General features: G+C 68.1%; 1 protein-coding gene. It reads left to right on the top strand.

Features of this window, described 5'->3' with window-relative positions; translation table 11 throughout:
• Nucleotides 1-210, top strand: a 210-nt coding sequence (locus AACU55_RS24625; protein WP_240785714.1) for a phage baseplate assembly protein V, incomplete at both ends; no start/stop codon positions are given.

The following is a 210-nucleotide window of genomic DNA, read 5'->3' as shown; positions in this document are numbered from 1 at the left end:
ACACCTACGCGTGGCTGGATAATCAGGGGCGCTACCGCGTGCGCATTGACGGCGACCGTGCGTCGGCGGATGCCGGTTACGCGTACCTGTGGGTGCGCCTCGCCAAACCCTACGGCGGCGACGGCTACGGCTGGCATATGCCGCTGACCGACGGCACAGAAGTGGCCATCGCCTTTGACGGCGGCGACCCCGACCGGCCGTATATCGCCG

Source organism: Rahnella sp. CJA17(1/100), from assembly GCF_963881615.1.
GTDB lineage: Bacteria > Pseudomonadota > Gammaproteobacteria > Enterobacterales > Enterobacteriaceae > Rahnella > Rahnella aceris.
This window is presented reverse-complemented; position numbering and strand designations above follow the sequence as displayed.